The sequence below is a fragment of the Halarcobacter mediterraneus genome (genome assembly GCF_004116625.1).
In the GTDB taxonomy this organism is placed as follows: domain Bacteria; phylum Campylobacterota; class Campylobacteria; order Campylobacterales; family Arcobacteraceae; genus Halarcobacter; species Halarcobacter mediterraneus.
In genome coordinates this window covers 380,512-400,590 of record NZ_NXIE01000003.1, presented here as the reverse complement: position 1 = coordinate 400,590, position 20,079 = coordinate 380,512, and the positions used below count along the sequence as shown (strand labels likewise).

Here is a 20,079-nt window from a genome sequence, read left to right as displayed (position 1 = left end):
AGGTTTAATAATGCAAAAAGTAAAAGATATTTTAAAAAATATAAGTTTGTTTTCCCATTTTGAAGAAGATAAACTTGAAGTACTAACTGAAATTTCTACAATTTCAAACTATAAAAAGGATTCTATTCTTTATTATGAAACAGAATCCACTGATAAGTTATTATTTCTAATAGAAGGGCAAATAAAAGTATATAAAATAGATAAATATGATAATGAGATTTTTCTTTATTATATTTATTCTAATAGTATGATTTCAGAATTATCAAACCTAAATGAAAGTGAGATTCGCTGTTTCTCAAATGCTGAGTTTGTAAAAGATAGTTCTATTTTATCAATAGATTTCACAAAATTTAAGGAGTTGTTTTTATATAAAGATGCTTTATGTTTAAAATTTATTCAAGAGTTAATATATAAAAACCATCAACTTCAATGTATTGTAAATAGAGAACTAGTATTTGATGCAACATCAAAGGTAGCTTTTATGCTAATAAATGATTTAGAAATGTTTAATGAACTAAAAAGAGCAGAGGTATCTTTGTTATTGCATATTCAACCAGAAACTTTGTCCAGAGTTCTAAAAAAGCTTGCTAGAAACAGTTCAATTCTTATCGAAAAAGGTAAAATAAGAATTTTAAATTATGAAGAATTAAAAAGTATTTACTTAGGAATATAAATGAAAACAATTAGTATTAGTCAAAAAATAAAAGTAATAGGTTCATTACTTATTTTATCAATTTTCTTTGTTATTTCAGTGACAATTTTTTTAAATAACAAAAATAAAAAAGATGCAACAATTATTAATATTGCAGGGAAGCAAAGAATGTTAACTCAAAGAATTACAAAAAATATTTTCTATTTGTATCAAATTAAAGAAAATGATTTTTCTGAAATAGAAAAGGCTAGAAAGGAGTTTAATCAAGGTTTATCAACATTAATTAAAGGTAATGATTTATTAAAAATTTCTAAAGCTCCAACAAAAGAACTTGAAACTCAAATGCTAAAAGTAATGAACTTATGGAAAAATTTTGAAAAAAATGTAATTGATTTTCAAAAAGCTCTTTTAGAAAAGGATTCAGATAAACTAAATTCTATTATACTATTTATAGCTTCTTCAAATAATGAACTATTAAAAGAAGTGGATAAAATTGTATCTTTATATACTTCATATATTGAGGAAAAAACTGAATTTATCAAAAAATTCCAATATAGCTCTTTGGCTATAATGTTTTTATTAGCTTTATACTCTATTTTTCAATTAAAAAGAATAGAAAAAAATGCTAGAGAATTTATTGAAAAATCTAAAAAAATAACTTCATCAAATATAGAGGATATCCAACCAATTAATGTTAATACAGAAAAAGAATTTGTTGAAGTTGCTGATAATTTAAACTCTTTTATAAATAAGGTTTCTTCTGCTATGAACTATTCACAAACTGCTTTAGAGCAGTCAAAAAAAGCCTCTAAAAAACTTGAAAGTTTAACAGAAGAGTTTGATAGTTTAATTATTGAATTAGAGAATAAATCAGATGTTATTAAAGATTTAGATAGAAGTGAAGATATTATGATTGAATCAACTGATGATTTACTAAAAACAACTAAAAAATTGCAATCTTTAAAAACACAGCTTGATAATCTTTTAAAAAATTTTAGTAAAGAAAATACAAATTAAATTTTTTTAAATTTTATAATAAAATTTGCTCCTTTATAATTTGTATTTTCATAAATATATTCATCATTCATAACCGTAATTTGAGCATTATGGTGATTTGTTAAAATATCATGGGATAAAGAAAGTCCTATTCCAGTACCTACACTTTGATGTTTTGTTGTAAAGTAAGGTTCAAAAACTCTTGGTATTATCTCTTTTTTTATTCCTCCTGCATTATCTTTTATAGATACAGATAAACCTGTTGATGTCTCTTGTGTTTTAATAAAAATTAATCTAAGCTCTTCTGGTTTAAGATTGGTTTTTATTGCATCAATTGCATTATTTATAATATTTAAGAAAGATTGAACTACTTCATTTTTGAAACAATGTATTTTCATATCTTTTTGGAATTGTGTTTCTACTTTTATATAATTATTTTTTAAAGTAGCTTCACTCAAAGATAAAGTTTTTTCCAAAATTTGCACAATAGTTGTATCTTCTTTTGCTTTATCATTTTTAATATATGCTCTAAAATCATCTATTGTTTCTGATAAATATTTAGATTGACTTACAATTGCATCCATTGCCTTATGAAAATCTTCATCAGATAAAATTCCTAATTCTTTTTGTATTTTTAAACCACTAGCATTTGCAGTAATTACTGTCAAAGGTTGTCTCCATTGATGGGCAATATTACCTATCATTTCACCCATAGAAGCAAGTTTTTCTTGAGATTGGATATTCTTTAACTTTGTAATATCTCTACTTGTAATAATCATTCTTTGTTTATCAGACATTAAAGCAATATTCATACTTGTTTGAACATGTCTTCCATCTTTTACAATACAGATTTTTTCTAAATTTTCAATGTGTCCTTCCTTAAAGACAAGTTCTAATGCTTTTTTTGTAGACTCTATATCATCATAAGAAGTAAGGTCTAAACATGATTTTTTTAATAATTCTTCTTTTGTAAAACCTGTTAATTTTAAATAAGCATCATTAAAATTTAAAAAGTTTGTTTCTAAATCTACAATTGCAATAGCATCATTTGAATTATAAAATATTTTCTGAAACTCTTCTTTTTGTTGCTCAATCTTTTTTTGAGCCTCTTTTTGTAAAGTGATATTTGTATGAAATCCAATAACTCTTATGGGATTACCTTTTGAATCAAAAACTGCCCTACCTCTATCAAGAATCCAAACCCAACTACCATTTTTATGTTTCATTCTATGGATATTTTCATAAAAATCTGTTTCTGCTCTTAAGTGTTTTTGAATATCTTCAAGTGCTTTATCAATTTCGTCAGGATGAACTCTACTGCTCCACTCTTGTAAATCTTCTTTAATTTCATATTCTTCATACCCAAGCATTTCTTTCCAAGCTTTAGAAAAATAAACTTTATTAGTAATAGGGTTCCAATCCCATAGTCCATCTTTTGTAGTATCCATAGCTAATTCAAAGCGTTCATTACTTTTTTGTAGTTTTTCTGCTAAATTTCTTTTCTGCTTTAAAAAATAAATTAAAATTAATATAAAAAGAATTAGTAAAAGAGAACTTGCAATAAAAATTGTTACTATATCTTTTTTAGATTCTTCTATTTGAGATATTTGTAAAGTAACTTGTTCTTGGAGATTTTTATTAAAATTATCTAATAAATATTGATTTTCTAACCTATGAATAGTTGAAAAAAGCATATCTTTATTATTATATATAATAGGATAAGAAAAAACTTGAACTTTTTGTGTTGAACCATCTGCAAATCTGTGGTTGAAAATAAAATGGTCTCTATTTTCATCTTTTGCTTTTTGCATCTCTTCTTGTACTTGATCTTTAGTAAAAGTATTGATTTCTTTGATATTCATTGTTTTTAAAGTTTCTATATTATATCCATAAAAAAGTGCTGCACTTTTATTGACATTTATTATTTCTCCATTTTTAGGGTCAATAATTAACATAGGACTTTTACTATTTTTCATTAAAAAATCAAGATTTACAGTATTTGCATAAACTATCATTATAAAAATAGATAAAAAAAGTATTATTTTCTTCATATTAAAGCCTTTTTACTTTCTTATTACTAAGATTATATATAAAAGAAACTAAAGTTAGAGTTTAATTTCTATTAATTTACAAAAGATATAATTTTGACCATGAGATTTATTATTTTCGCAACAATTTTTTTTAGTGTTATGGCATTACTTACTTTTTTTATTTCAAAAAGATTTGTAGATAAAGTTCATTTTTCAAAAAGTGTAAAAAGATATTTTAATATTTTTTTACTCATCAACCTTTTTGGAGTCTTGGCATATATGTTTGTAAGATATAATCCTTTTGTTCCCAATTGGGTTTATTTTCTTTTATCTCTTCCTATTGGCGTAATCTTTCTTCTATTTATAGCAACAATCATTTATGAATTTTTTTCAAGAATTATTAATAAATCAGTTCCAAATGAAAAAAGAAGAGATTTCTTTAGAAAAAGTCTTGATATAGGTTCAATCCTTATAGCAAGTAGTGTAAATGCAAAAGCTATGTATAATGCTAGACATATAGAAATTGAAAAAGTTCAAATAAAAATAAATAAACTAAAACAAAAATATAAAATTATTCAATTAAGTGATATTCATATTGGAGGACTTGTAAATAAAAACTTTATTCATAATCTAGTAGAAAAAGTAAATAAGCTAAATGCTGACATCGTAGTTATTACAGGAGACTTAGTTGATACAAAATTAGATTATGCAAAAGCTGCTTTAGATGAATTAAAAAATTTAAAATCAAAATATGGTGTATATTTTATAGTTGGTAACCATGAGTACTTTCATGGAGTTAATGAAATTATTACCTATGTAAATAGTTTAAATATTAAAACTTTAGAAAATGAAAATGTGTTTATTGGAGAGCAAGAAGAAGGTTTCTACTTAGCTGGTGTTTATGATATTTTTGGGTATAAAGCTGATGCTTTCAAACCTGATTTAAAAAAGGCTTTAAATAAAACACAAAACTTCCCTAGAGTACTATTAGCACATCAACCAAAGTTTGTGAATGAGATTAAAGAAGATATCGATTTAATTCTTTGTGGGCATACACATGGAGGACAAATTGCTCCTTTTAATTTACTTGTCAGACTACAACAACCTTATATAAAAGGCTTGAACCAGCATACAAAAAACACTCAAGTTTATGTAAATAAAGGAACAGGTTTTTGGGGACCACCAATGAGGTTAGGTGCCAGTTCTGAAATTAGTGAGATAACTTTAACTCCTAACTAAATAGAGAACTTAATGCTTTTTCATCTTTAATTTCAATTTTACCTTTTTTATCATGTAAAATACCCTCTTTTTTCATTTGAGCTAATTTTCTTGAAAGAGTCTCTTGTCTAATATTCAATACTTCTGCAACTTTTACTTGTTTTAGATTTTTTATCTCTTCACTATTATCAAAAATAAATTTTGCAATTTTTGCATCAACATTTTCAACCATATTCGAACTAATAAAAACTTCCAAAGTCTTTATCTTTTTAGTCAAAGACTTTATAAAGATTAATAAAAATTCTTTTTTATTTAAAAAATACTCTTCAAATTTTTGATAATCGATAAAAATTATTTTAGAATCCATTTCACATCTACAGTTTGCAGGGTAATTAATATTTTCATAATTTGCTAACTCTGCTATAAATGTACCTGCTTTAAAGTTATGAATCACAACTTCATTATCTTTAAAATCATGTTTATATACAGTTACACAACCTGATACTAAAAGTAATAAATATTTAGACTTATCACCTTTATAAAATACAATTTCATCTTTTGAAAAACTTTTTTCAAAAGAAATACTCTCTAAAAGCTCCATATCCTTTTCACTTAAACCATTAAAAAGATAGTAGTTTTTTAATTTATTCATTATTGACTCCAGTCAATGTTTTTATAGACATTTTATGCAAAAATCATAAAAATAAATTTAAAAAGGCTTTTTTATGTTAATTAATAAAGAAAACCTACCTCTTGTTGCAGAAGATTTTATGAATGAAGTTCATTATGAAGATATTGATTTAATTAATACTTTACATAAAAACATATTAAAATTCATAGAAGAAGAATCAATTGAAAATAAAATGTTAGTAATAAATACTTATAAACAGTGGTATAGTCATACAGTTAATCACTTTAAAGGAGAAGAAGAAAAAATGCTTGAGCTTAATTTCCCTCCATATATAGTACATAAAAGTGAACATGATAACTGTTTACAAAGGATGGTTTATATTTTAGATTCATTTAAAAAAGACAATAATATAAAACAATTAAAAGAGTATCTTGAAAATGATGTTACTACTTGGTTAATTAATCATATACAAACTATGGATACAGTAACAGCAATGTTTTTTAAATCAGGGGTTAGCCCTTGTCATGCACAACATTAATTTAAAATTGAAACTATTATATTAGAGTTATTTTTTACTTCTTAAGTAAAAATAACCTTCTATAATAACTAAAGATATCATTACAGAAATAGCTATATTAAATAATATATCAATAGTAAAAAATTCTTTCATAATAAATACCTTAATAAATTATACATATTAAATTTTAACATAAGAGTGTCTCAAAACTGTCCCAAAATAAATAAATTTATAAATTCTTGACAATATTATATATATTTTATATAATATAGTAATATTTTATAGAGAAAGGATTATTATGAATGCAAAAGTATTAACAATAGAAAAATATGAAGAAGTAAGAAAAATTAAAAAAAAATATAATGTAAATAGAGTTTTAAATATAAAAGCTAAAAAGAATCTAAAGATTTTAGAAATTATAAGCTCTAATGGAATTTTTAGAGCTTATGGAAAAAGTAAAAAAGAAGCTTTTAAGAACTCTAAAAGAATTTTAAAAAAATATTTTTAGTTTTTAAACTTAATCTCCACGTTTTTTAAGTAGAATATTTTTAGCTTAAAGAAAAATTAATCACTTAGGAATATGCATGAAAAACCTAACAATCAAAAACAAACTTCTAATAATTGTAGTTTCTACAATTATTGCAGTTTCTGTTATACTGGCTTTTGAGGCCATATACTCAATAAATCATCTTAGTAAGAAAAGTATTGAGACTTATACAAAAGATGCCTATAAACACAAAGAAACAAATCTTAAAAATTATGTTTCAATAGCAATGAACACTGTAAAAGAGGAATATAATAAAATCTCTTCAGAAGGTATGGATGAAGAAACTGCTAAACAAAATGCTTTAATTGCAGTTAAAAAAATCAGATACGGTAAAGATGGTTATTTTTGGGTAAATGACTTAAAATTGAATATGTTAATGCACCCTGAATCAAAATCTTTAGAGAACACAAATGTTGCAAATATCAAAGATGCAAAAGGAAAATACTTTTTTAAAGAAATTGAAAAACAAGCTAAAAACAAAGGTTCAGGTCTAGTAACCTATGATTGGAATAAGCCTGGATATAATGAACCACAACCAAAATACACTTATCTTGAAGTTTTCAAACCTTGGGGATGGGTTATTGCCACAGGAAGTTATCTAGATGATGTTGAAGACAGAGTGGCACAAATGAAACAATTAAGCCAAGATGATACTAAAAATAGTATAACTATGATTACAATAAGTGTAATCTTACTTATTATAATCATCTCTTCTATAGTAATTTTTATTTCTCATAGAATGATTGTTAGCCCCTTATCTAAACTTACGGGAACAGTAAAAGCTCTTACAAAATTTTCTAGTGCTGATCAAAAAATAAATATTAACTCTAAAGATGAAATAGGAGATTTGGCAAGATACTTTAATGAATATTTAGAATCAATTAGAAAAGTTACAGCACAAGATCAAAAAATAGTAGAAGAGAGTGAAAAATCTATTGAAATGGTAAGAGCAGGTTTCTTTGAATATAAAGTAAAAGCCCAAACACAAAATAGATCAACTAATGATTTGAAAAATGCTATTAATGTTTTAATTGATGACTTTAAAGAACATTTAGGAGAAGTTAACAAAGCTTTAAATGAATACTCAAAGGGTAATTTTGAATATGACTTCAATGTAAAGAATGTAAGTGGAAATTTAGGTTCTGTTGTAAGAGGAACGAAATCTATTGGAGATAATATTTCTGAGATTTTAGCAACTATTATGGTAAGTGGTGAGCAGCTAGCAGAAAATATTCAAATACTAACAAACTCTGCGAACTCTTTATCAGATTCAGCAAATGCTCAAGCAGCTTCATTAGAAGAAACTGCTGCTGCAGTTGAAGAAATAAATAGTAATATTCAAAATAGTACTGAAAATATGGATAAAATGAAAGAATTAGATGATGTAGTTATGAACTCTGCTCAAAGAGGTCAAGAATTAGCCCATCAAACAGCTACCTCAATGGATGAAATTAATTCAGAAGTTGAATCTATTGCAGATGCAATTACAGTAATTGATCAAATTGCATTCCAAACAAATATACTTTCACTAAATGCAGCTGTTGAAGCAGCAACTGCTGGTGAAGCTGGAAAAGGCTTTGCTGTAGTTGCAGGAGAAGTTAGAAACCTAGCTTCAAGATCAGCAGAAGCAGCAAAAGAAATAAAAGACTTAGTTGAAAAAGCAACTTCAAAAGCAAACAATGGTAAGAATATTGCTGATACAATGATTAAAGGTTATGATGAACTTCAAGGTGCTATTGTTCAAACTAAAGAGATAATTGATAATGTAGCAAATGCTTCTAAAGAGCAAGGTTTAGGTATCTCTCAAATTAATGATGCCATTACAGTATTAGATAAAAATACTCAAGAAAATGCAAGTGATGCTACTAGTATTGCAAGCCTTGCAAAAGAAGTAAAAGATTTATCAGATAACTTAATTGCTGTAGCAAAAAATGCAAAATTTAAAAACTCTGCTAGAGAACAAATTGATGATACAGAATTAGTTCATGAATTAAATAATCTTAAATTACAACATATCCTTTTCAAAGAAAACAACTTTGCAAAAATAGCAGAAAATACAAAATTTACAGTTGTTGATGAAACTCAGTGTAATTTAGGTAAATGGATAATAAATGCAGAAAAAGAAGGAAAAGCCTTTACTAAAACTGAAAATTGGCAGGCACTTAAAGATGCACATAAAAGAGTACATGGTGGAGTTCAAAACTTCTTAGATAAAAACTTAGAAAATGCCTCAAATGATACTTTAATTGAAGTAGGAAATGGTGTAGAAACTGCAACAGCTGAAGTTTTCAAAGCTCTTGATGTTGTAAAAATTGAAAATGCAAAATTGAAAAAGGATTAAAATGAAAAAAATTGCAATTATTGATGATGAAAGTTCTATTTTAGAAATGTTAAAGAAATTTTTATCAAGAAAGAATTTATTTGAGATATCTACATATGATAATCCAGTTACAGCTTTAAATTCATTAAAAAGAAATAAATATGATTTAATTCTTTGCGATATTATGATGCCACAAATGACTGGAATTGATGTTGTAAAAGAGATAAAAAAAGAAATACCCAATCAAAAAATAATTATGATGACAGCTTTCTCAACAGAAGAAAAGATGATTGAGTGTGATGATTTGGAAGTAACAGATTATTTGACAAAACCATTTATTTCTATGAGAGATGTAGAAAATAAAGTTTTAACAAACTTAAATCTATAAAATAAGAGGAAAATTCCTCTTATTTATTATTTTATTTCAATTGTTTTTTTATTATTTTGTTCTTCAAGTTTAGGAATGACTACTTCTAAAACACCATTGTCACTTCTTGCTTCAATATTTTCAATATCTACATTTTCAGGAATTGTAAAACTTCTTGAAAATTTACCAAATGATGTTTCAACTTTATAATAATCTTCTTCTTTAATTTCTTCCTTAGTTTTTCTTTCTCCTGAAATAGTTAAGACATTTTTATTTATATCTACTTTAATATCTTCTTTTTTAACTCCTGGTAAATCCACATCAATATGAAATGCATTTTCACCTTCCCTTGTATTAACTACAGGAACAAAACTTCCTACACCTTCATTTGAAGATGGATAATTATAAAAATTTTTTTCTAACTCTCTCATTTGTTTAAATGGATCAAATTTTGTAAGTAACATTTTGACTCCTTTTTTTAATTTTATTAATTTACTTGATAGTTTAGTTATCAAGTTAATGAAATTATAACAAATATTTTTAGCACTTGTCAAGAATTAGTGCTAATATTTTTAGCATTTTATTTATTTTAGTGCTAATTAACTACTGTAATAAATGTTGTAAATATTGTTAATATATAGATAGTTATTACTATTGCATAATCTTTTTTATTTGTATTTATATTATTCATTTTTTCTCCTTTTAATAGGAGAAAAAATTCTCCTATTTAATTTTTTTAAATTTTAAAAGCCACCTCGACATATCATCGGACATATATTTTTCCCTTTTTTATTTTTTTGTAAAAAAAAGGGGAAGAAGCAAAAAGCTTCTTCCCCTTTCAAATAGATATTTAAAATTAAATTCTATTCGTCTGCGAATTTAGCCTTTTTTGCAGCTCTCTTTCTAACTGTTGGATCAAGTTCTCTTTTCCTTACTCTTACACTTAAAGGAGTAACTTCCACAAGTTCATCTTCTTCGATCCACTCTAAAGCATTTTCTAAGGACATCACTCTTGGTGGAACAAGTTTAATAGCATCATCTGCACCCGAAGATCTAACATTAGTAAGTTGCTTCCCTTTAATTGGATTCACATCTAGATCATTTGATTTTGCGTGTTCTCCAATTACCATTCCATTATAAACTTTATCTTGAGGTTTAATATACATTACACCTCTTTCTTGTAAATTGAAAATTGAATAACCTAAAGCTTCTCCATTTTCCATAGATACAAGTGCTCCATATTTTCTAGATTCAACTGTTCCTGAATGTGGTCTAAAATCTAAGAATGAGTGGTTCATAACACCCTCACCTTTTGTATCAGTTAAAAACTCTGTTCTTATACCAATAAGTCCACGTGCTGGAATTTCAAACTCTAATCTTGTAAATCCAGCACCCATAGGTACCATATTTGTCATATTAGCTTTTCTTTTCCCAAGCTTTTCAATAATTGTCCCAGAATAATCATCTGGAGTATCAATTACTAAATGCTCAAATGGTTCCATAGTTACACCATTTTCTTCTCTTGTAATAACTTCTGGTCTACCAATAGAGAACTCAAAACCTTCTCTTCTCATATTTTCAGCTAAAATAGTAATTTGAAGTTCACCTCTTCCGTTAACTTTAAATTTACCTTCACCAATTTGCTCATAATTCATAGCAATATTAGTATTCATTTCTGCTGCAAGTCTTTCATCAATTTTATTTGAAGTAACAAACTTACCTTCAGTTCCAGCTAATGGAGAATCATTAACAGCAAAAGTAACAGAAAGAGTTGGTTCTTCAATGTGCATTGGGTCTAGTGGCATTGGGTTAGCTGGATCACAAAGAGAGTCACCAACATCAATTGTTTCAAAACCAGCAACTGCACAGATATCACCTGCACCAGCAGTTTTAATTTCAACTCTCTCTAAACCTTTAAAACCAATAAGTTTTGTAACTCTACCTTTAACTTTTTCACCATCTGCTTTACATAAAAGAACTGTTTCACCTTGAGAAATAGTACCATTGAAAATTCTTGCAATACCAATCTTTCCAATAAAGTTATCATAATCAAGAGTAAATACTTGAAGTTGTAAACCTTCTTCTTCGCTTCCTTTTGGTTTTGGAACTTCATTTAAAATAGTTTCAAATAATGGCTGTAAATCTTTCTTCTCATCTTCTAGTGCATGCATTGCATAACCATCTCTAGCTGCTGCATATATTACTGGGAATTCAAGTTGCTCTTCATCTGCACCCATTTGGTCAAATAGGTCAAATACTTCATCAACAACTCTATCAGGTTCACCAGCTGGTTTATCAATTTTGTTTACAACAACAATTGGTCTATGTCCTAATTGAAGTGCTTTTTTAACAACAAATTTAGTTTGAGGCATTACACCTTCTTGTGCATCAACTAGTAATAAAACTGAATCAACCATTTTTAAAACCCTCTCAACTTCTCCACCAAAATCGGCGTGTCCTGGAGTATCAATAATGTTGATTCTTACACCTTCGTAATCAATAGCAGTATTTTTAGAAAGAATAGTAATTCCTCTTTCTTTCTCAATATCATTGCTATCCATAACCCTTTCATCAACCTCTTGGTGAGCTGCAAAAGTTCCAGACTGTTTTAGTAACTCATCAACAAGTGTTGTTTTACCATGGTCAACGTGTGCAATTACGGCAATATTTCTAATATCTCTCATTTACTCTCTTTATGATAATTTTCCGCGATTATACTAAAACTTAACTTAAATTTAGTTCTTTTTAAAATATGAACAAAAATTCATAAACTATTCATAACATGTTCATTAATACTTGATAAATTTCTATAATTAATAAAAAAAGGAAAAAAATGTCATACGCTTTTAAAGCCATAAAAGCAAATAGGCTAAAAACATCTCTTATTATATTAAGTTTGGTTTTATCAATTACTTCTATTTTCTTAATCACTTCTATTTCAAATGGAGTAATTTCTATGTACTCTTCAATGCTAAAAAGTGATGGAGATATCATAGTTACTCAAAAAAACATCTCTGATACTTTTTTCTCAAATGTTAATATAAATTTAATAGAGAAAATCAAAACTTTAGATGAAGTTACAAAAGCCTCAGCTCTTATAGTAGGAGCTTCTATGGTGGAAAAACTTCCTATTGTTGCAGTTTATGGAGTTACAAAAAATAGATTCAAAAACTACAAATTGATACAAGGTACTTACCCAAAAAAAAATGAAGTTCTTTTAGGAAAATCAATTTATGAAAACCTAGATAGAAAAGATGAAATAAAACTTTCAAATAAAACTTTTAAAGTCTCTGGCGTTTTTGAAAGCTCTATTGGTTTTGAAAATGGAGGAGCAGTTTTAAATATAAATGATGCTAGTAAAATCTTTAATAAAAGTGCTTCAATGATTATGGTTAACTGTAGAATTGACACAGATATTGAAAAACTAGCACTGAAAATAGACCTTTTTGATAAAGATATTGAAGCAAAATCAACTAGCAATTTTGTTGACAACTATAATCAATTTAAGATAATCAAAACCTCATCAAATGTGATTTCATTTATCTCTTTTTGTATGGGACTTTTAACTATTGCTTCAATTTTAAGTATCACTATAAATCAAAGAAAAAGCGAATTTGGTATTAAAAGAGCCATAGGAATCTCTATGAAGAAAATCATTTTACAAATAGTTAATGAAGCTGTTATTCTAGGAGTTGTTGGTTTTTTCATAGCTTTAATAATTTCAAACCTTGCACTATTTCTTATAAAAAACAACTCATTTTTACAAGGTTATGTAAATGGTGAGATCTCACTAGAGATAACTATTTTTATCTTCTTTACAACTCTTACAATCTCTATTTTAGGTTCTATTTTTCCTGCTTTAAATGCTTCAAAAACAGACCCAATTGTTTTAATCCAAGGAGATAAAATATGATTACTCTAAAAAATGTATGTAAAAAATATGATAGAGACTTTGCTTTAAAAAATATAAATCTAAATATCAAAAAAGGCTCTTTTGTAGCAATTACAGGAGAGAGTGGTAGCGGTAAAACAACTCTGCTTTCTATTTTATCAACTCTATTAAAACCAAACTCTGGGGAGATTGTTTTTGAAGAGACTCCGTATAAAGAGATTAAAAATATTGATAAGTTTAGACAAGAAAATATTGGCTTTGTTTTTCAATTTCACTATTTAATAAACTATCTAAACGTAAAAGAGAACATTCTTCTTGCAAATGAAAAAGCAAGCAAAGAAGAGATAGATAAACTACTTACTATCTTAGAAATCCAGAAACTAAAAAACTATTATCCAAATGAAATTTCAGGTGGTCAAAGACAAAGAGTTGCTATTGCAAGGGCTTTAATAAACAGTCCTAAAGTGATTTTTGCAGATGAACCAACTGGAAACTTAGATTCAAAAAACTCTTTAAATGTATTTAATCTTTTTAAAACACTTGCAAAAAGTGGTGTAACAATAATTGTTGCAACCCACGATAAAGAACTAGCAAAGCTTGCTGATATAACACTGGAGGTAAAAGATGGACAGCTTTAATATTTTTATAGAAAAACAGTTTAGAGTCTCTTTACTATTTTTCTTTTTAGGACTATTCTTTGGTATTTTATACTCAATAAATCTACTTGGGGTATTTATTGATTCAACAACACTAAACCCAGTAAATATAAGAAGCTTACATATCTCTCTTATGCTTTATGGTTTTATTCCACTTATGCTTTCATACTTACCTTTTTTACTTATAAATAAAGAGATTGGTTCTTGTAAAGATGGGCTTTTTTATTTAAATTTATATACTATTTTTTGGTATATCTTTTTAATATTTATGATTTCTTCACTTCTATTTGGAAATACAAGAGGTTTGGCTTTTTATGATTTTCCCTATGAACTAAATTTTATTTTAAGCCTTGCTGGAGTTTTTTATATCATTGCTTTATATAAATTCATCAAGCAGTACGGAGTAAAACCTTTATGGGTTAAAGTTTCTTTATACATAGTAATGACTGCTCCTTTTGCACTTTTAGTTCTTATGAATCCTACAATTGGTCAAGTTGAAAAAACAGTTACTGGACCACATGGAGACAATACACTTGGAATGAGCTTTGCTTTAATTCCTATTTATTTTTTAATCATCAAACTTCTAAGTAAAAATGAGTTTAAAGCTAGATGGAATATTCTTTGGATTACTCCTTTATTTTTTTATATTATCTCAGTTCTTTATAGAAGTTTTATAGGAGAGTTAACTTATAACCAAGAGTGGTTTTTTCAATATCTTACACTCCTTTATGTACCACTTTTATATAGATGGTATCAAGATGCAAAAATTGAAAGGTTTGCAAAACTAGCACTTCTTATTTCTATTGCTTCTTTTCTTTTTGTAGATATTGAAGGAAATATTCTATTTATTCCAGAAATTAGATGGATATTTCACAGAAATGATTTAATTGTAGCTCATGCTCACGTTGCTATGGGAATTTCAGTTTTCTTTATGGTGATTTCAATGTTTGTTTCTCATATAAAAGAGCTTCAAACATTAAAATTTTATAGCTTTTATCTTTTTGGTCTTATAGGGATTTTCACTGTTTTATCTCTAAGTGGATTTGTTCAAGCAGGAGTTTTAAATGCTTCTATTCATAATTTTTGGATTGCAAGAACTATCTTTGGTATTTTTGCTTTTCTTTCAGTACTAGCTTTTTTAAATATAAAATATCAATTTACTAACTTACAAAAGTATAACCTTTTTGGCTTTTTAAGTGATGGTTTAGGAGGAGTGTTTTTAATTCTTCTTGCTAGCTTTATCTATCCAAGTTTAAACTTTAGTTTTGAAGGAAAATATGAATATATAGTTTTTGCCTTTGTAAGTATGACAGGACTTATTCACTTCTTAGCTTTAAAGTATAAAGAGTATGAATCAATTCTTACAAAACTAACTGTTTTTATTAGAGTTTTTATTAGTTCACTATTTTTCTCTCTTTATACAGCAGGAACATTAGAAATTGTTGCACTATTTATATCAGCCTTTGATATTTCAATGGTGGTTTTTTATCTACTTTATTTTTATAAAAAGGAGCAGTTATGCAAAAATTAGCCCTAGTATTTTTTATTGCTTTTGAGTTATGTTATTACTTACTTATTGCACAAACAGGTATTGTTGAGCATTTAGCCTCAAATATCTTTGTTATAGCACCACTTCCTATTGGAGGTGTTATTGGTTCAATATTAAGTTTTTATATTAAAACCTCAAATAAAAACAAGATATTTTCATTTTTGCTTATTCAATTAGCAGTTAGTTTTTTTTATCCAAATTTAAATGCCCTACTTTTATTTATACTTGGTATAAGTGTTGGAGCTTTAGCACCGTTATTAATAAATGAACTAAAAAAAGCCTCAAATATACAATTAGGTTTTGCCCTTTGTATTTCATATGCTTTAGGAACTTTTCTTTTCACATATGAAGCTTCAAAAAGAGGTTCTATTGCAATAATCTTTACTATAATTGCCCTACTTTCATCACTATTTTTAAATCAAAAAGAGAATAAAGATTTAACAAGCAATAACTATTCATACTCACTATTTGTGATGGTTCTTTGGATTTTCCTTGATTCAACTTTGTTTGAAACTCTTTCAAGGGATTTAAGCACTTCTATTTGGAGAGATGGTTTTACTTTAGAAATAATTGTTTTTCACCTAATTGGAGTTGTTAGTGCTTTTTATATAAAGATAGAGAAAACACAAAAAGAGCTTTTAATTTTAACTCTTTTTGCCCTTTCATACCTACTTTATTTCTTACATGAAGCATTTATCTTATCACTTGTTTATCCTTTTGTAATCTCATTTTACAATGTAGTAATACTTCAAACAATTGTAAAAAAAGAGTTAAAAGTGCTTGGTATTTATATGGTATTTATAGGTTGGGCTGCATCTGGTGCTGGATTATTTGTGGCTTTAGAAAATTTAACGTACTTTGTTCCAGTTATATTCTTAGTATGCATAATCAAAATCTTAGCTACACAACAATCACAAAAAAAGGAGTTACCATGGTTAAATTAGTATATATATTCTTATTTACTGGGATTTTAAGTTTTGTAAATGCCCAAGACTTAAAATTTGTAGATGGAAAGATCAAAACACACACAGAGGTTTTTGGGGATAAAAACATCAATCCATCTACAAAAGATATTATTTCACATCTTACAATGAATGAAAAGTTAAGTTCATTAAAAGGAACTATCTCTTTAACAACTTTTTCACTACATAGTGACAATGAAAAAAGAGACTTGCATATGTATGAGACGCTACATTCAGAAACTTTCCCTCAAATATCATTTAGACTTAATTCTATAGAAAGACTTGATAATAGTTTTTTGATCAAAGGTTTTCTTACTTTAAATGGTTTAGAAAAAGAGATTAGTTCCCTTGCTCAAATAAAAGACAAAGATAACCATTTAGTTTTAGATGGAAACTTCTCTATTAAATTAACATCGTTCAATCTTGAACCACCAACAATGTTTTTTCTAACAGTTAGAGATCAAATAGATATCTCTTATCACTTAGATTATATAAAAGGATAGATTGATGAAAAAAATTATTCTACTTCTTACTTTTGTAATTTGTGCTTTTTCACATGAATTACTTGTAAATGAAAAAATATCTAACTTCTCTTTAGCTAACCAGTTTGATGAAAAGAAAACAATTGATGAAAATATAACTACAATAATTGTCTCTTTTGAAAAAGGAACAGGAAAAGAAGTAAATGAGTTTTTAGCTCAAAAAGACTCTAACTTTCTAAAAGAGCACAATGCTATTTTTATAGCAAATATCTCAGGTATGCCTATGTTTATTACAAAAATGTTCGCTTTACCTAAGATGAAAAACTATAAACATGAAATTCTTTTAATCTATGATGAAAAAGATGATAGATTTAAAGCAAAAGATGGAATGTCAACTCTTTATCGCCTGAAAAATGGTGTAATAAAAAGTATTGAATTTATTTCAAAAGATGATTTAGAAAAAGTTTTTCTATGAAACCAACAAAGTTAGAAATAAAAAATCTTAAAGTAAAAGCTAAGAATTTGCAGGGTTTGCAAATTCTTCACTTAAGTGACTTGCATATAAACAAAAAAACAAAAATAGAAGATATTAAAAAATTAGTAAGCTTTTGCAATGACATAGAATATGACTTTTTAGCTCTTACAGGAGATATTATTGATTGTAAAGCAGACAAAATAATACCTCAACTTGAAGCTTTAAATCTTTTGAAAAAGGTATTTTATATAAGTGGTAACCATGATATATTTTATGGACTAAAGAGATTAAAAACTCTTTTAACAAACTTTACTTTTCTAGATAATAAAACCATTTTTATAAAATACCAAAACAAAGAGATTGCCCTTGCTGGAATAAGTGACAGATTCTCAAAGTTTTTTAAAATACAAAGAGAAGAAAAAAAAGTCTTTGAATTTTTAAAAAACAATGAAGACTCAATCTTACTTGCCCATCAACCAAAAGATTACTCTTTAGCAGTAAATTCAAATACTAAACTTTTCTTATGTGGACATACCCATGGAGGTCAAATCTTCCCTTTTCATTATTTTGTAAAACTTTTCCAACCTTTTTTAGCAGGAATTTTTTATAAAAAAAACACTTGTATTTATGTAAATAAAGGGCTAGGAACTTGGGGTATTGATTTTAGATATAAAGCAGATAGTGAAATAACTCTTTTAAAGTTATGTTAATAGAAATATGAACAAAAATTCATAAAGTGTTAAATCTTTATTAACTCATAATTTCTTATTCATTAATGCTTATTCTATAAAATTTTTTTTAATTTAACAAAGGAACTCAATGAAAAAAATCTCGCAATACAAGCTTATAATTTATATATCTTTACTATTTACAGTTTTCTACAATTTCTCATTTTTTAGAAATTTTTCTTTAGCATATAGTTTTACTGGCATTAACATACTTTATACAATAAGTATATTTTTCACTCTGTTTTTATTTATAAGTTTTGTATTATCTTTACTTAGTTCAAGATATTATATAAAACCCTTTTTAATTATTCTACTAATGGTTTCATCTTTTACCGCTTATTTTATGGATACTTATAATGTGATTATAGATAAAGAAATGATTAGAAATGCATTGGAAACAAATCTAAATGAAAGCCTTGATTTATTTAGTTTCCAGTTAGTTTTATATGTGATATTTTTAGGAATAATTCCAAGTTTTTTAGTTTATAAAACAAATATTGATTATGGTTCATTTAAGAAAGAGAGTTTTAGAAAAATAAAAACTCTACTATTAATTTTACTTCTTATTGTTATTACACTTTTTAGTACAAGTAAATTTTACACCTCTTTTTTTAGAGAACATAAAACACTTAAATATTATGCAAATCCTACATACTGGATGTTTGCCATAGTAAATTATACAAAGAAGACATATTTCACTGGAAAAATTATTGTTAAAAAAACTGGGGATGATGCACTTATTGATGAAACACCTGAACATAAAAAAGAGCTAATTGTAATGGTAGTAGGGGAAGCAACTAGAGCAGATAGATTCTCTTTAAATGGATATAAAAGAGATACAAACCCACTTTTAGAAAAAGAAGAAGTATATAACTTCTCAAATATGTCATCCTGTGGAACTTCTACTGCATACTCTGTTCCTTGTATGTTTTCTAAATTTACAAGAGATAACTATAGTCATAGTAAAGCCGTATCAAATGAAAATTTACTTGATGTTTTAAAACATACAAAAGATGTAAATATATTATGGAGAGATAATAACTCTTCTTCTAAAGGTGTTGCAGTAAGAGTAAAATATGAGGATTATAAATCTAAAGATTTAAATACTATTTGTGAAAACGGCGAATGCAGAGATGAAGGAATGTTAATAGGTTTAGATAAATTTATAAAAGATAGTAAAAGTGAAGATATCTTTATTATCTTACATCAAATGGGAAATCATGGACCTGCATATTATAAAAGATATCCAGAAAGATTTGAAAAGTTTAAACCTATTTGTAAAACAAACCAATTAGAAAAGTGTACAAAAGAAGAAATTTCAAATGCCTATGATAATGCAATATTGCATACTGATTACTTCTTATCACAAGTAATAGATTTTTTAAAACCATATTCAAATAAATATGATACTGCTATGTTTTATATGAGTGACCATGGAGAAAGTCTTGGGGAAAATGGAATATACCTTCATGGAATGCCTTATTTTATGGCCCCAAAAGAGCAAACTCATGTAGCATCACTTATGTGGTTTGGAGATAGTATGAAAAGACAATTGGATTTAAATAGACTAAATAGTATAAAAAATAATGATTTTTCTCAAGATAACTTATTTCACACTATTCTTGGATTATTTGAAGTGCAAACAGATGCTTACAATAAGAAGCTAGATATATTATCAACTATTAGAAAAGAGCAAAAATGAGAAATCAGCCAAAATATAATTTTATAAAAAATACTTCATATGCAGTTAATGGATTAAAAGATTTAATAAAAAGTGAAAGTTCATTTAAAATTGAACTTCTCTTTGCAATTATTCTTTTGCCTACTATATTTTTTGTTGATGAATCAATAACAAATAAACTACTTCTATTTATCACTTTTAGTGGTGTTTTACTAGCTGAAATAATAAATAGCGCCATTGAAAGAACTGTTGATTTAGTAACTTTAGAATTCAATCATATGGCAAAAAGAGCAAAAGATGTTGGAAGTGCCATTGTTTTTATAAGCATCACCATTTGTACAATAACTTGGTTAGTCATTTTATTAAATTAATATGA

Annotated in this window: 20 protein-coding genes; 16 read left to right on the top strand and 4 right to left on the bottom strand. The window is 26.6% G+C overall.

The window, feature by feature from the left end; translation table 11 throughout:
- The first annotated feature begins 10 nt into the window (after positions 1-10).
- Together CP965_RS09440 and CP965_RS09435 are read left to right on the top strand one after the other, a co-directional pair.
- Positions 11-673 (top strand): Crp/Fnr family transcriptional regulator, encoded by a 663-nt coding sequence (locus tag CP965_RS09440; RefSeq protein ID WP_129061845.1) that lies wholly within the window; start codon positions 11-13, stop codon positions 671-673.
- Complete coding sequence (locus CP965_RS09435) at positions 674-1,669, top strand: type IV pili methyl-accepting chemotaxis transducer N-terminal domain-containing protein (protein WP_129061844.1); 996 nt, start codon at positions 674-676, stop codon at positions 1,667-1,669.
- On the opposite strand, the gene CP965_RS09430 is transcribed toward CP965_RS09435, so the two are convergent.
- On the bottom strand, positions 1,666-3,699 hold the full coding sequence (locus CP965_RS09430; protein WP_129061843.1) for a PAS domain S-box protein: 2,034 nt from the start codon (positions 3,697-3,699) through the stop codon (positions 1,666-1,668). The genes CP965_RS09435 and CP965_RS09430 overlap by 4 nt on opposite strands.
- A 99-nt stretch (positions 3,700-3,798) precedes the next feature.
- Between CP965_RS09430 and CP965_RS09425 the strand changes: the two genes are divergently transcribed.
- Complete coding sequence (locus CP965_RS09425) at positions 3,799-4,917, top strand: metallophosphoesterase (protein WP_129061842.1); 1,119 nt, start codon at positions 3,799-3,801, stop codon at positions 4,915-4,917.
- Here the strand turns inward: CP965_RS09425 and CP965_RS09420 are convergent.
- Positions 4,910-5,548 (bottom strand): Crp/Fnr family transcriptional regulator, encoded by a 639-nt coding sequence (locus tag CP965_RS09420; protein ID WP_129061841.1) that lies wholly within the window; start codon positions 5,546-5,548, stop codon positions 4,910-4,912. The two genes, CP965_RS09425 and CP965_RS09420, sit on opposite strands and share 8 nt — an antisense overlap.
- Before the next feature lie 73 nt (positions 5,549-5,621).
- On the opposite strand from CP965_RS09420, the gene CP965_RS09415 reads away from it, so the two are divergent.
- From CP965_RS09415 to CP965_RS09400, 4 genes are all read left to right on the top strand, one after another.
- Positions 5,622-6,065: a bacteriohemerythrin gene (locus CP965_RS09415; protein WP_129061840.1), complete on the top strand. Its 444-nt coding sequence runs from the start codon at positions 5,622-5,624 to the stop codon at positions 6,063-6,065.
- 277 nt (positions 6,066-6,342) lie between these two features.
- Positions 6,343-6,552, top strand: coding sequence for a hypothetical protein (locus CP965_RS09410; protein ID WP_129061839.1), 210 nt, complete (start codon positions 6,343-6,345; stop codon positions 6,550-6,552).
- A gap of 76 nt (positions 6,553-6,628) precedes the next feature.
- Positions 6,629-8,932 (top strand): methyl-accepting chemotaxis protein, encoded by a 2,304-nt coding sequence (locus tag CP965_RS09405; RefSeq protein ID WP_129061838.1) that lies wholly within the window; start codon positions 6,629-6,631, stop codon positions 8,930-8,932.
- 1 nt (position 8,933) lies between these two features.
- The gene (locus tag CP965_RS09400) at positions 8,934-9,299 is read left to right on the top strand and encodes a response regulator (protein ID WP_129061837.1); all 366 of its coding nucleotides are present in this window, start codon (positions 8,934-8,936) and stop codon (positions 9,297-9,299) included.
- 26 nt (positions 9,300-9,325) lie between these two features.
- Here CP965_RS09400 and CP965_RS09395 read toward each other — a convergent pair whose 3' ends face one another.
- Both CP965_RS09395 and typA read right to left on the bottom strand, forming a co-directional pair.
- Positions 9,326-9,742 (bottom strand): Hsp20/alpha crystallin family protein, encoded by a 417-nt coding sequence (locus CP965_RS09395; protein WP_129061836.1) that lies wholly within the window; start codon positions 9,740-9,742, stop codon positions 9,326-9,328.
- Positions 9,743-10,141: 399 nt separating this feature from the next.
- Positions 10,142-11,962, bottom strand: a complete 1,821-nt coding sequence (typA, locus tag CP965_RS09390; protein ID WP_129061835.1) for a translational GTPase TypA — start codon at positions 11,960-11,962, stop codon at positions 10,142-10,144.
- Between the two features lie 149 nt (positions 11,963-12,111).
- On the opposite strand from typA, the gene CP965_RS09385 reads away from it, so the two are divergent.
- From CP965_RS09385 to CP965_RS09345, 9 genes are all read left to right on the top strand, one after another.
- Positions 12,112-13,191, top strand: coding sequence for an ABC transporter permease (locus tag CP965_RS09385; RefSeq protein WP_129061834.1), 1,080 nt, complete (start codon positions 12,112-12,114; stop codon positions 13,189-13,191).
- The gene (locus CP965_RS09380; protein WP_129061833.1) at positions 13,188-13,808 is read left to right on the top strand and encodes an ABC transporter ATP-binding protein; all 621 of its coding nucleotides are present in this window, start codon (positions 13,188-13,190) and stop codon (positions 13,806-13,808) included. Before CP965_RS09385 ends, CP965_RS09380 begins: the two co-directional genes overlap by 4 nt.
- Positions 13,795-15,357, top strand: coding sequence for a hypothetical protein (locus tag CP965_RS09375; RefSeq protein ID WP_129061832.1), 1,563 nt, complete (start codon positions 13,795-13,797; stop codon positions 15,355-15,357). The genes CP965_RS09380 and CP965_RS09375 overlap by 14 nt, the downstream gene beginning before the upstream one ends.
- A complete protein-coding gene (locus tag CP965_RS09370) occupies positions 15,345-16,319 on the top strand; it encodes a hypothetical protein (protein ID WP_129061831.1) in 975 nt (324 codons plus the stop codon). Before CP965_RS09375 ends, CP965_RS09370 begins: the two co-directional genes overlap by 13 nt.
- Complete coding sequence (locus tag CP965_RS09365) at positions 16,307-16,840, top strand: YceI family protein (protein ID WP_164971013.1); 534 nt, start codon at positions 16,307-16,309, stop codon at positions 16,838-16,840. The genes CP965_RS09370 and CP965_RS09365 overlap by 13 nt, the downstream gene beginning before the upstream one ends.
- A 4-nt stretch (positions 16,841-16,844) precedes the next feature.
- Complete coding sequence (locus CP965_RS09360) at positions 16,845-17,294, top strand: hypothetical protein (protein WP_206732283.1); 450 nt, start codon at positions 16,845-16,847, stop codon at positions 17,292-17,294.
- A complete protein-coding gene (locus tag CP965_RS09355) occupies positions 17,291-18,004 on the top strand; it encodes a metallophosphoesterase (RefSeq protein WP_129061828.1) in 714 nt (237 codons plus the stop codon). Before CP965_RS09360 ends, CP965_RS09355 begins: the two co-directional genes overlap by 4 nt.
- Before the next feature lie 109 nt (positions 18,005-18,113).
- Positions 18,114-19,724 carry a phosphoethanolamine transferase gene (locus CP965_RS09350; protein WP_129061827.1) on the top strand — a complete coding sequence of 537 codons (1,611 nt, stop codon included), beginning with the start codon at positions 18,114-18,116 and terminating at the stop codon, positions 19,722-19,724.
- Positions 19,721-20,074: a diacylglycerol kinase gene (locus CP965_RS09345; RefSeq protein WP_129061826.1), complete on the top strand. Its 354-nt coding sequence runs from the start codon at positions 19,721-19,723 to the stop codon at positions 20,072-20,074. Before CP965_RS09350 ends, CP965_RS09345 begins: the two co-directional genes overlap by 4 nt.
- Positions 20,075-20,079 lie beyond the last annotated feature (5 nt).

Excerpts from the sequence above, each read along its gene's own strand:
- CP965_RS09440 (WP_129061845.1), top strand. The coding sequence starts at position 11 with ATGCAAAAAGTAAAAGATATTTTAAAAAATATAAGTTTGTTTTCCCAT.
- CP965_RS09435 (WP_129061844.1), top strand. The coding sequence starts at position 674 with ATGAAAACAATTAGTATTAGTCAAAAAATAAAAGTAATAGGTTCATTA.
- CP965_RS09430 (WP_129061843.1), bottom strand. The coding sequence starts at position 3,699 with ATGAAGAAAATAATACTTTTTTTATCTATTTTTATAATGATAGTTTAT.
- CP965_RS09425 (WP_129061842.1), top strand. The coding sequence starts at position 3,799 with ATGAGATTTATTATTTTCGCAACAATTTTTTTTAGTGTTATGGCATTA.
- CP965_RS09420 (WP_129061841.1), bottom strand. The coding sequence starts at position 5,548 with ATGAATAAATTAAAAAACTACTATCTTTTTAATGGTTTAAGTGAAAAG.
- CP965_RS09415 (WP_129061840.1), top strand. The coding sequence starts at position 5,622 with ATGTTAATTAATAAAGAAAACCTACCTCTTGTTGCAGAAGATTTTATG.
- CP965_RS09410 (WP_129061839.1), top strand. The coding sequence starts at position 6,343 with ATGAATGCAAAAGTATTAACAATAGAAAAATATGAAGAAGTAAGAAAA.
- CP965_RS09405 (WP_129061838.1), top strand. The coding sequence starts at position 6,629 with ATGAAAAACCTAACAATCAAAAACAAACTTCTAATAATTGTAGTTTCT.
- CP965_RS09400 (WP_129061837.1), top strand. The coding sequence starts at position 8,934 with ATGAAAAAAATTGCAATTATTGATGATGAAAGTTCTATTTTAGAAATG.
- CP965_RS09395 (WP_129061836.1), bottom strand. The coding sequence starts at position 9,742 with ATGTTACTTACAAAATTTGATCCATTTAAACAAATGAGAGAGTTAGAA.
- typA (WP_129061835.1), bottom strand. The coding sequence starts at position 11,962 with ATGAGAGATATTAGAAATATTGCCGTAATTGCACACGTTGACCATGGT.
- CP965_RS09385 (WP_129061834.1), top strand. The coding sequence starts at position 12,112 with ATGTCATACGCTTTTAAAGCCATAAAAGCAAATAGGCTAAAAACATCT.
- CP965_RS09380 (WP_129061833.1), top strand. The coding sequence starts at position 13,188 with ATGATTACTCTAAAAAATGTATGTAAAAAATATGATAGAGACTTTGCT.
- CP965_RS09375 (WP_129061832.1), top strand. The coding sequence starts at position 13,795 with ATGGACAGCTTTAATATTTTTATAGAAAAACAGTTTAGAGTCTCTTTA.
- CP965_RS09370 (WP_129061831.1), top strand. The coding sequence starts at position 15,345 with ATGCAAAAATTAGCCCTAGTATTTTTTATTGCTTTTGAGTTATGTTAT.
- CP965_RS09365 (WP_164971013.1), top strand. The coding sequence starts at position 16,307 with ATGGTTAAATTAGTATATATATTCTTATTTACTGGGATTTTAAGTTTT.
- CP965_RS09360 (WP_206732283.1), top strand. The coding sequence starts at position 16,845 with ATGAAAAAAATTATTCTACTTCTTACTTTTGTAATTTGTGCTTTTTCA.
- CP965_RS09355 (WP_129061828.1), top strand. The coding sequence starts at position 17,291 with ATGAAACCAACAAAGTTAGAAATAAAAAATCTTAAAGTAAAAGCTAAG.
- CP965_RS09350 (WP_129061827.1), top strand. The coding sequence starts at position 18,114 with ATGAAAAAAATCTCGCAATACAAGCTTATAATTTATATATCTTTACTA.
- CP965_RS09345 (WP_129061826.1), top strand. The coding sequence starts at position 19,721 with ATGAGAAATCAGCCAAAATATAATTTTATAAAAAATACTTCATATGCA.